Raw genomic sequence first — 11,347 nt, forward strand, 5'->3', positions numbered from 1 at the left:
ATGCAAAGAAAAAACTCAAAAAAAATAACTAATATAATTGTTTTTTGTATTTTAATTTTAGGAGCAATAATAATGACTTTTCCATTTTATTACATGTTTATAACTTCCTTAAAGGAAACAGGTTATATTTTCACCGTTCCACCACAATTAATCCCTAAGCCTGCTACATTCCAAAATTATATAACTGTCTGGAAAGAAGCTGATTTTGCCAGATACTTTATAAATAGCGTTACCATAACGCTTCCTGCAATTATTTTGAATGTTCTATTATCCGCTTTAACGGCATATGGATTTGCAAGGTACAATTTTCCAGGAAAAGAAACTTTTTTCTCCCTTCTAATTGCTACTTTAGCCGTACCGGGATTACTTCTCATAATTCCTCAATTCGACATTGTTAGTAAAATAAGATGGTTGATGGATAACAAAATTACACTTATTTTAACAGGAGGCATAGGAGGGATTGCATTCAACGCCTTTTTCTTGAGGGGATTCTTTGAAGCTATGCCTGTTGAATACGAAGAAAGTGCAGAATTGGATGGAGCCAATGCCTGGCAGAGATTTATTTATATAGTTTTCCCACAAGCTCTCCCTTCTGTAGGGGCGTTAACTATAATGTCTTTTTTGGGAATATGGGATGACTATTTTTGGCCATCTTTGATATTGACTTCAAAGAACAATTGGACATTACCTATCGGTATAATGACTTTCAAAGGTCAATTTAGCGTTCAATGGAATGTTTTATTTGCAGGAACTATGATTTCTTTGGCCCCTGTACTAGTAGTTTATGTCCTATTTCAAAAGTATTTTATACAATCAGTTTCTGAAGGAGGTTTAAAACTTTGAAAGGAGAGACTTTTAATTGCGAAAGAAAATCATATTTTTAAACTTTTATATCTTGCTTTGGTTCGTATCAATATTTGGAGGTGAAAGTATGGACATTTTGTTTGATAAATCATTCTATTATCCAAATGATTCTATAAATCTAAGGTTGTTGAATCTTCCTAACGAAACTAAAAAAATTAAAATTGTTATAACTAAAGATATTCAAACAATTAATGAATTAAGTATAAACATATCTAAAGTGGAAGAAATCATGCAAATATCTTTAAAAGCTCCTTCTAAAGTTGGAGGGTATGGATTAGACTTTTATGTAAATGATAATCTGATCTTAAGCAGGGGCCTTCCGGTTTTAAATTCATGGACTGAGTCACCTCGCTATGGGTTTTTAACAGATTTTGGCGAAGGAAGATTTAACGTCGATAAAACGATGGATTATTTAGCCCAATATCATATCAACTCTTTGCAATATTATGATTGGATGTATGATTATGGATATCTAGTTTCTAAAGAAGAAAATTACAAAGATGCCTGGAATAGAGAAAGGAATATATCAAATTTTGTTTTAAAAGAATTAATTAGAGAAGGACATGAAAAAAATATTTTTTCTATGGGTTATGTCCCTATTTACGGTGTAGAAAGAAATCTTGGCTTAGATCATCCCGAGTGGTTGCTATACGAAATAAAAGGTGAGAATTATGAACCGGTTGACTTTTATCAAAAAATTTTAATCACAAATACTTATCAAGATTCAGGTTGGACAAAATTTCTTATACAACAATGTAAAGAAACTTTAAAATTTGGATTTGATGGAATACATTTAGATCAATATGGATACCCTAAAGATTATGCATCTTTTTACTTAGAAAATAACGAATATAAACCTTACATAACATCTAAAGGTTTTAGGGAATTCATAAATGAATTGAAACAACAAACAGAAGCTCCGGTAATCTTTAATTATGTTAATAATTGGCCCAAGGAAATACAATCTCAAGCTAAAGCAGATGCGATTTATATAGAACCTTGGGAATCATGTAATACATATGAAGATATGTACAAAATGATCAAAGAAGCTAAGGAAAGAAGCAAAAAGAATGTCATAACTGCTGCCTACATCAATCCCTCTTTTGAAGAAAATATTATTTTGACTGATGCGGTTATTGCAATAAGTGGTGGAAGAAGATTAGAACTGGGAGAATATTTGTTAATACTCGGAGGGCCCTATTTCCCTGGCGACGCAGATATTGTAAGTCAAGATTTACTAAATAAACTCAGGAATTACTATGATTACCAAGTAAGGTATGAAGAATTATTTGATATCCTTGAAAAAGAAGTAGAATTAAAAGGAAATAATTTATCTTTGAACCCAAAAAATGATTCTATATGGTACAATGTTAAGATGAACTCTAAGTATGTTTTCATTAATCTTGTCAATTTCGTAGGGACAAGCACAAACTTTTGGAGAATGAAAACAAAAAAACCCAATACAATCAATGATATAGAAATTTTTATTCCTTTAAACAATATTAAAAATGTATATTTTGCTTCAGCTGATAATCAGTTATTTTTTTCAAAAATAGATTTTTTAGAAAAAGAAGATGGGTTAATTGTAAAAGTCCCAACACTTGAATATTGGTCAACTATTCTGATAGAATTAGAATAAAAACTGGAGGAGGATTTATCTATTATGTTCACAAAGACGCAGTTAACGCAATACACTACTTTGTACAGAAGTGGCAAACCTTTTAAAACTGGGGCGGTGATAATTGACTTAGAAAGCAAAAATTTCCAACAGAACGATACTATCCCATATTTTCAAGTTGAAGAAGAAGACAACAAAATAAATTTCATATACAAGATGTCAAAAGAAGATGTTGTATATGGTTTGGGAGAAACTCTTGGGGCATTGAACAAAAGAGGTAAAATTTACAGATTCTACAACACAGACGATCCTGAACATACCCCTGAAAAGATGTCTTTATACGGTTCCCATCCTTTTATGATCTTGGATGGAAAAAATACTTTCGGACTGTTCATCGATTATCCTTCTGAAATTATCTTTGACATAGGATTTACAGATAAAGATATTTTGCAGATCACCGTTCCTTCAAAAGATTTTGACTTGTATATCTTTGATTCTGATGAAAAGCTATCCATAATAAAGGAATACTTTAACTTAACAGGTAAACCTTACATCCCTCCAAAATGGGCTTTTGGGTTTCAGCAATCAAGATGGAGTTACTTCTCTGAAGAGGAAGTTAGAAATGTCGCAAAAAAATTCAGAGAAACTGGAATACCTTGTGATGTCATTTACACCGATATAGACTACATGGATAGTTACAAGGTTTTCACTATAAACAAAGATAAATTCCCTAACTACGAAGGGATGGTGAAAGACCTAAAAGAAATGGGAATAAAAGTTATACCGATCATAGACCCCGGGGTAAAAATAGAAAAAGACTATTCAATGTACGAAGAAGGCAAGGAAAAAGGATTTTTCTGTGTGGATGAAAACGGTAATGATTTTGTTGCAGCTGTTTGGCCAGGACCTACGCACTTTCCAAACTTTTTGAACTCAGAAGTCAGAAGATGGTGGGGCAAGAAGTATAAACTCTTTACAGATATGGGAATAAAAGGCTTTTGGAACGATATGAACGAACCTTCAATATTTTATACCCCTAAAGGTTTAGACAATCTCATCGAACTGTTAAAAAGTTTGGAAAAAAATAAGGAAAATGCCGGTATAGAAGTTTTCTTGGCAAGAGAAACACTTTTGAAAATAGCTAATAACAGAGAAGATTATAAAAGCTTCTACCATAAATTAGACGATGGTAGTTTAATAAATCACGATATGGTTCATAACTTATACGGATTCAACATGACAAAAGCTACTGCAGATGAGTTGAAAGAGTTATGCCCGAATGAAAGATACCTGCTACTCTCAAGAAGCAGTTATCCAGGCCTCCACAGGATGGCTTCAATATGGATGGGGGATAATAAATCTTGGTGGGAACACATGATTGTTAATATAAGAATGCTGCAATCTTTAAATATGATGGGATTTTTCTATACGGGAGCGGATGTTGGTGGCTTTGGAGCTGATTCATCTGCTGAATTAGTCATAAGATGGATGGAGTTAGGAGCGTTCACACCATTTTATCGAAACCATTCTGCACTAAATACAAGGCCTCAGGAGCCTTGGCAGTTCGATGAAGAATCTTTGAACATCATGAGAGACATAGTGAGGCTCAGATACGCTTTTCTACCGTATACTTACTCAGAATATATGAACTCCGTAAAAGAATCTGTTCCATTTGTAAAACCTTTATCTTTTGTATTTGAAGGCGATAGGGTGAAAGATATAGAAGATCAGTACATGTACGGAGAATCTTTGATGGTAGCACCCGTTTATGAACAAAACAAAAAGGGAAGATATTTACACTTGCCAGAAGTGAAGTGGCTTAATTGGACAGCTTCTAAATACGAAGAAAGAAATATGAAAGTTTATGAACCGGGAGATTATTACATTGAAGCAGATTTAAATGAAATTCCTCTTTTCATAAAAGAGAATAGCTTGATACTTCTATCCGAGCCTATGAATTATGTTGGTGAAAAAGAAATTACAGAACTAACAGTCATTGGTTTGGTTAGCGATCACGCTGTTTACAATTATTATGATGACGATGGAACCACTTACAACTTCTCAAAAGGTGAATTTGGTAATTTAAAGATAGATATAACAAAAATAGGCAACGATTTCAAAATAGATGTGAAAACATACGATCCAACGAATATTTTGAAAATAAAAAAGATCCAGTTCGAAATATACGACATTGATGGTAGTGTCATCAAAAAAGATATGATCCTTTAGAAAGACTTGGGATATTCCCAAGTCTTTTCTTGAATAAGAATCGATTATTCATTAATGAGTTTCATCTTTCTATTTTAAAAAAACTTAACTGGACTCTTAAATCGAATTCACTTTAAAGATATGGCAAAGATATGCATCGTTGGAATTTGAGGCAAAAAGATAGATTGCACAGGTACAGATTTTAAAGGAATCTTCAACATGTACATTTGTGGATTTATATTTTCTGTTATTCCTAAGCTATCGTATCTATAACCGAACTCCAAAAGAACCGTTTCACCATAGATTGGAGATTGGCACCAATCGGAGAAGGCAATGTCCACCTCTTGACTTGATCCATCTTGGTAAAGGATTAATATTTTACCTGTATAATTTCCATGGTCGCTCGCTCCTACAATATACATATAATCAAAAGTTTTTTCTATATCTTTTAGATTTATAACCTGAGAAGTTAGTATTAGGTTATCGTTTCCATCAATCTTAAATTTAAAATAAACATTTTCTTTTTCATAAAAGAACATATTATTCGTTAAATGTTTTATAAGTTCCTCTACTGGGTATTTTGCTCCTATTATTCCATCGTAGTTATCAAAATTACCAGATTTTCTTTCGGAGAAACTTACTATGCCATCGTTGTTAAATAACTCTTCTATATCCAATAAAAAGCTATTGTTAATAAAAATACCTTCAACTTCAGCGGTTTGAGTATATAAACTTTCTTCTGTTGCTGCTTCATAAGTTGTTTTTTCAATTTTTCCTTTAGAGAATTCATAATAAGATTGGTCGAATTCAAATATAAAAGCGGGATCTACTGGTTTTAAAATAACTTGATCAACGTAAATAAAACCATTTTCAGGTTTTAAGTACAAAATAATTTGATTTTCTTCCATATTTAAGTCCCCAATGTACATAATACCATCATTTGAATCTAAGTTTTTATCTATTGAATTATCTCCAGAAGAAGCTTTAACGTGGGTGTTAGAATCAAAAGACCCGGCTATATAAACTTCATACTCTCCAGGATAAAAATTCTCAATTTTTTGTCTTATCCTTATGCTTTCTTCGGTCTTAATGCGAATATTATTGGTATTGTCCAATTCAAAATAATAAATGCCCGCATCCATTTTCTCAGATTCAAACAATAGAGTCTCTCGACCGCCAATTATTTTAGACGAAGTTAATGGTTGAACCTGGGAAGGTAAGGTTTTTAACCTTACTAAACTTAGCAAAGCACATATTGTCGATTCAGCACCGGCATTGCTGTTTATATATATAGAATGTAAAGAATCATAACCTTCACCGTTTGGTCCATACATCGGAGAAGCTAAATGATTGTTCCTTTCAAAAAACCCTCCGAACAAGGCGGCAATGTAGGCATATTTTTCTTCCTGGGTAACTGAATACAATTTCACTAAAGTCGAAATTATTGGTTCGACTGCATAAGCTATCTGAGGATACATTTTTATATATTTTCCTATTTCATAAACCGGACCTAAAGAAAGCAATACTGGATAGAATTCATCTGCTAAAGAGATTGCAGAATCTAAATATTTAGTATTTCCTGTTATTCTGTACAGTTCAATCAGAGCCTCTCCTTGTCTACTACCCCAACTATGCCATAATTGGTAATCTGTTCCTTCGTTGAATGCCCCCTTCAACAATCCTTCTTTTATCTGTGTATTAAGAATTGAATCTCCAATTTTTATAGCCAATTCTTTTACACTTTCATCCCCTGTATATTTGTAATATTCAATCACACCTAAAAGGAAAACGGAAGAAACATCTGAATTTTTATTCAAAAAGTAATTTTCATCCAAGCTCCTTGATAAAAAACTATACGCTAATTTGGCAGAATTTTCTAATTTCTTTTGAAAATCTCGATCCTCATTAAAGACTTCTAAGGCATTTGAGATAGCCCAAAATCCTCTTGCCGCCCACCAATTTGCCGATTTTCTACTTGTTACTCCTTGCTTATTAATACTACCATCCTCAAAAATAAAGTTATAGAAATCTCCATCAGAATCTTGAAGTGCCATCACAAAATCTAAAGCTTCTTTTGCTCTTTGAAGGTAAAATTCGTTGGGATAAAGTTTATAAAGTTCTGTATACAATACTGCAACCCTCGCTACATCATCTACACAAGTTACTCCTTCGCCTTTTGCCTCTGTGTGAACATATGTATCTCCGAATTTTTCAGCATATATCCAATAACCGATTTTTGTCTCGCTTTCTATTATGAATTCGTCCCTTAAAAATTCAAGATGGCTAAGATTTATCTCCGGTACACCAAAGGAAATTACAGATAAAAAAATAAAAGAAAACATGAAGAATTTCCTCCAATTCATATGCGTTCCTCCCTCTAAACTTTATAAAAACAAAATATTTCTGCAGCATTTATAAATGCTGCAGAAATAAAAGATTTACTGAACAATAAGTTTTAAATTTTGTATCTCATGTGCCCTTCCTTCAAGCAATTTTATAGCTTCTACAGTGTTCTTTGCAGAATAAATTGAGAAATATCTCGTATAAGTTACTTCGTCTCCAGCTTTGAATTTCATCATCCAATCAGCTTCATTAGTTCCCTCAAAAGTGCCTTTTGTAGCTTCATAATTATTCAACTCTCCTGGGATCCATCTAAATATCCCATCTCTAAATTCTCTACTTTCATAAAACCAAAAATCATTATAAACAAATTTTTTAAGGTCTGAATAAACAACGGATGTTTGTGGTAATATTTCTGCGGCTATCAAACCATATTTCTCTGAAAAGTTTGCTCTCCAATCTTCCATAGAAACAAAGGCATATGTCGCTCCCCACCATAAAGGTTTCATTGAATCAATTGCTGGAAAAACTACATAAGCATTTTCATCAACTATTTCTACTGCACCTCTTTCCTTCCAATATTCATATGGGGTTATTCCTAATTGTTCTGCCCAAATCACTCTTCTAAACATAGGAGTGATATGTAAAGAACCATCATCAACGGTAGTTAAAGGTGCTGTAGCCATAACTTGTAATTTCATTATATCAACGTAATTGGAGAAAGAAAATTCATTTTCCACTAGCACATCCCCAGTTTTAAAAATATATGTGGTTATCTTTTGTGTGAGACCAGGGAGCTCTTCATAGGAAAGTACTGCCTGAACAGTTACAGCAACAGGCCCTGGATCAAAAACTTTTAAATCCTTCACTGTTAATCCCATAGATGTTGTTTCAACGTGTTTGCCTAACTTCCCGTCTACATAGTATGTGCTACCTGACCACCCCGCAATTCTTGCTGTCCCAAGTTCATTGTACAAAATTCCTTCCACGTTGCCAAATTTAGTAAAATTTGCTAATCCGTGGTTATTTACCTTGACCGTAAAATTTTTGTTTACTACATTGTATTCTCCGTCTTTTTCCTCAATTGTGAAAGCTGGTTCAAATTGAAGTAAGTCCAAATCCCAATCATCCGAGACAACGATATTGGCTTCATTCTTAAACACAAATAGGAGAAAATCTGGCGAAGAAATTCTTCCGTTTTGATCAACATCCACAATCTGATAAGGAAGATCTTTTCCTTTCGAATCTTTTATTCTGATAGAATTCCAGTTCGCATCGAAATCATATCCAACAAAATCCAACAACTCAGAAAAACTTACCACAAAAGGAACATCAAGGCTTGTCATTTGCTCGGTAGAAACTTTTAACACCTTTTCCTCTGCAAAAAGAGTGAAGGTTACAAGAAGAACCGTCACCAAAGTTACAAAGATTCTCGCTTTTTTCACTTTTGTTCCTCCTCCTTTCATTTTTCATAAAAATATTTTTATTGGGATACTATAAACCAAACAAACTTTTTGCTTTTTCGTTATGTAAGCGCTTACAATCTCATTGATAATTATAACACCTCAAAAAAATCTATGCAAAGTCGGTTATAACCGTTTATACGTAATTAGAAACAATTAGGGTCTTTTATCAGTTGAAATCTCCTATTTTCTTATTTTTTGATTTTCTTAAAGTATTTTTTCGAATATCAACTCTTAGAAAAAAGAAGATTTTTTGAAATAATCGAGAATAATTGCCATTAATTGACTTTATTTAGCTATAATCAAGTTTGACTTTCTTTATGTATACTGTTATAATTTTTTTGTAAGCGCTTACAAAATGGAGGTATTACTAAATGTCAACAATAGATGATGTAGCAAAATTAGCTGGTGTATCGATAGCCTCAGTATCAAGAGTTTTGAATTCAAAAGACAATGTTTCGGAAAAAACTAAAGAAAAAGTTTTACGAGCTATCGAAGAATTAGATTATAAACCCTCGGGAATAGCTCGGAATTTAGCCAACAAAAAAAGTTCTTATAACATTGGTTTAGTCATTAGTAAAAGGATAGACAAAATTCTCAAAGGAAATGACTCATTTGGTATAAGAGAGTTCTATACAACTGTTTTAGCGGGAATAGAAAGTTTAGCAAAAGAAAACAATATCCAAATAAAATTGCAAACCTTTGATAATGGAAACAGAAAATTACTGGAAGATTTAGATGGCTTGCTGATAATGGGAGGAGACCGTCTACCTAAGTTAGTCGAAAATTCAGATTTACCAAAGGTACTTGTAGATAATTACATTCCTGCTTTAAAAGTTGATTCCGTAATCTCAAACGGCTTTGACGGCGCCTATTATACAATAAAACAAATGATCTCACGTGGATATAAAAAAATTGTACATATTCACGGTCCACTTACATATTGGGGATTTAGAAATAGATTTGAAGGATACACGGCAGCGATGACTGAATTTGGATTGCTGCCTCAAACATTCGAGTGTGACGAAACTCCAGAAGGTATATTATATGCATTAAATCTAACTTTATCCAAAAAACCTAATGTAATTTTTGCTTCAAATGATGTTATAGCTTTAATAATTTTAAATTTTTTAAAAAAGAAAAAAATTCATGTCCCAAAAGATATTCAACTAATTGGATTTGACGATATTATTTCTTCTTCGGTTTCTGAACCTAAACTGTCAACGGTAAAAGTTTTCAAGTTTGAGATGGGGAATATCGCTTTAAATAGACTAATAGATTTGATCAATGAAAAGAATCCTCATCCAGCAATGATCTCGTTATTCACCACCTTTATCGAAAGGGATAGTACGATAAGAGCTAAGAATTAGGAATAGTGATCAAGCAATATAAGAAATATAATGACTTATTTTAAAAAATTATAAATAATTATTGGGTAGTAACCCAATTCAAAGGAGGTATGGTCAGTATGAAAAAGTTCACAGTGGTGTTTATTGTGTTATTGTTGACGGTTTTTGCCTTTTCCCAGACAAAACTCGTTTTTTGGACCGCTCCTAATCCTCAGCAAGAAATGTTTTGGAAGGAAGTCGTTGCTGAATATGAAACTTTACATCCTGAAATTGATATCGAGTGGTCTACCATTCCTGCAGCAGGAAGCTCAGAAGAAGCTATCCTAACAGCTATAGCTTCGGGAAGAGCCCCAGATATTTCCACCAACATCTTTTCAGGATTTGCTGCACAATTAGCGGATATAGGCCAATTAGTAGCTTTAAGTGAATTAGAAGGTTTCGATGAACTTGTTGAAACAAGAAAGATGGGAAGTATCATAGAAGGCTGGGAAATAAACGGTAATGCATATGTTATACCTATTTATTCAAACCCTGTTCTGATGTGGTGGAGAGATTCTTTATTGAAAGATGCCGGCTTTGATAATCCCCCAAGAACGTACTCAGAGATCTACGAATTTTCTAAAAACTTTGTGGTACCCATGGAACGATATTCCATCCAAGTAATTGCAGGAAGAAATTGGTGGGATAGATGGTTTGACTTTATTACGTATTACTATGCAGCAGGTCAAGGAAAATCATATATAGATACTGATAGGATGAGAGCAACATTCAACGACGAAGTTGGTCAAGAAGTAGCTCAGTTTATCAAAACAATGTTTGATAACCAATGGACTGCTGTAGATTTAGGTTCTGATCCATTTTATAACGGAGCTATTGCTGGAACATTGATGGGTCCTTGGAGCATCGCTTATGCCGAGAATCAGTATCCAGACGTCGTTGATGATATTGTTATTACACCGCCACCAGTTCCTGACAATTATCCAAGTGATCAACCGATTTATACTTTTGCTGATGCAAAAGGGCTTGTAATTTTTAATACTACAAAAAACTTGGAAGAAGCTTGGGAATTTGTTAAATGGGTATTCTCGAGAGAAGATTTCGATTCGAAATGGTTAGAATATACCAAAATGCCACCAGCAAGAGAAGACTTATTAACTAATGAAATATTTGCTGATTTTTGGGAGACAAATCCTTTAGCAGCTGAATATGCCAAATATGTCCCTTATGCTGTTCCTCCCGCACCAATTACAACAACTGTTGACGTACAAGATATCATGACTGTTGAATTGATTGAACCTTTAATGCATGGCACCAAAGATGTTCAAGAAGCTTTGGATGATGCAATTAAGGCTATAAACAGAATCCTCTGGTAAGGGAAGGTTAAAACAATGAGTAAAAAAATAGGGTTAGCAAAAAAAGAAGCAAGGAAAGGCTTTGGTATTTCTTCAATATATTTAATTTATGCGGCAATATTTTGGGGTTATCCTTTTCCTGAGTTTGACAGT

7 protein-coding genes are annotated in these 11,347 nt (G+C 33.3%); 5 read left to right on the forward strand and 2 right to left on the reverse strand.

Annotated elements, in window-relative coordinates; translation table 11 throughout:
- The 3 genes from X926_RS10010 (at nucleotide 1) to X926_RS10020 (ending at nucleotide 4,711) form a co-directional block, all read left to right on the forward strand.
- Entirely contained in the window at nucleotides 1-843 is an 843-nt protein-coding gene (locus tag X926_RS10010) for a carbohydrate ABC transporter permease (RefSeq protein ID WP_103066017.1), read from the forward strand.
- An 88-nt stretch (nucleotides 844-931) separates the two neighbouring features.
- Nucleotides 932-2,503: a glycoside hydrolase family 66 protein gene (locus X926_RS10015; RefSeq protein ID WP_103066018.1), complete on the forward strand. Its 1,572-nt coding sequence runs from the start codon at nucleotides 932-934 to the stop codon at nucleotides 2,501-2,503.
- 24 nt (nucleotides 2,504-2,527) lie between these two features.
- The gene (locus X926_RS10020; protein ID WP_103066019.1) at nucleotides 2,528-4,711 is read left to right on the forward strand and encodes a TIM-barrel domain-containing protein; all 2,184 of its coding nucleotides are present in this window, start codon (nucleotides 2,528-2,530) and stop codon (nucleotides 4,709-4,711) included.
- Between the two features lie 107 nt (nucleotides 4,712-4,818).
- Here the strand turns inward: X926_RS10020 and X926_RS10025 are convergent, their stop codons facing one another.
- A complete protein-coding gene (locus X926_RS10025; protein WP_103066020.1) occupies nucleotides 4,819-7,053 on the reverse strand; it encodes a hypothetical protein in 2,235 nt (744 codons plus the stop codon).
- Between the two features lie 75 nt (nucleotides 7,054-7,128).
- Nucleotides 7,129-8,475: a hypothetical protein gene (locus X926_RS10030; RefSeq protein WP_103066021.1), complete on the reverse strand. Its 1,347-nt coding sequence runs from the start codon at nucleotides 8,473-8,475 to the stop codon at nucleotides 7,129-7,131.
- Nucleotides 8,476-8,867: 392 nt separating this feature from the next.
- Here X926_RS10030 and X926_RS10035 point away from each other — a divergent pair, with 392 nt between their 5' ends.
- Nucleotides 8,868-9,863, forward strand: a complete 996-nt coding sequence (locus X926_RS10035) for a LacI family DNA-binding transcriptional regulator (RefSeq protein ID WP_103066022.1) — start codon at nucleotides 8,868-8,870, stop codon at nucleotides 9,861-9,863.
- A gap of 98 nt (nucleotides 9,864-9,961) precedes the next feature.
- On the forward strand, nucleotides 9,962-11,215 hold the full coding sequence (locus X926_RS10040) for an extracellular solute-binding protein (RefSeq protein WP_103066023.1): 1,254 nt from the start codon (nucleotides 9,962-9,964) through the stop codon (nucleotides 11,213-11,215).
- The last annotated feature ends 132 nt before the right edge of the window (nucleotides 11,216-11,347 follow it).

Origin of the sequence: Petrotoga sp. HWHPT.55.6.3, assembly GCF_002895495.1 — a bacterium.
In the GTDB taxonomy this organism is placed as follows: Bacteria; Thermotogota; Thermotogae; order Petrotogales; family Petrotogaceae; genus Petrotoga; species Petrotoga mobilis.

Excerpts from the sequence above, each read along its gene's own strand:
- X926_RS10010 (WP_103066017.1), top strand. The coding sequence starts at position 1 with ATGCAAAGAAAAAACTCAAAAAAAATAACTAATATAATTGTTTTTTGT.
- X926_RS10015 (WP_103066018.1), top strand. The coding sequence starts at position 932 with ATGGACATTTTGTTTGATAAATCATTCTATTATCCAAATGATTCTATA.
- X926_RS10020 (WP_103066019.1), top strand. The coding sequence starts at position 2,528 with ATGTTCACAAAGACGCAGTTAACGCAATACACTACTTTGTACAGAAGT.
- X926_RS10025 (WP_103066020.1), bottom strand. The coding sequence starts at position 7,053 with ATGAATTGGAGGAAATTCTTCATGTTTTCTTTTATTTTTTTATCTGTA.
- X926_RS10035 (WP_103066022.1), top strand. The coding sequence starts at position 8,868 with ATGTCAACAATAGATGATGTAGCAAAATTAGCTGGTGTATCGATAGCC.
- X926_RS10040 (WP_103066023.1), top strand. The coding sequence starts at position 9,962 with ATGAAAAAGTTCACAGTGGTGTTTATTGTGTTATTGTTGACGGTTTTT.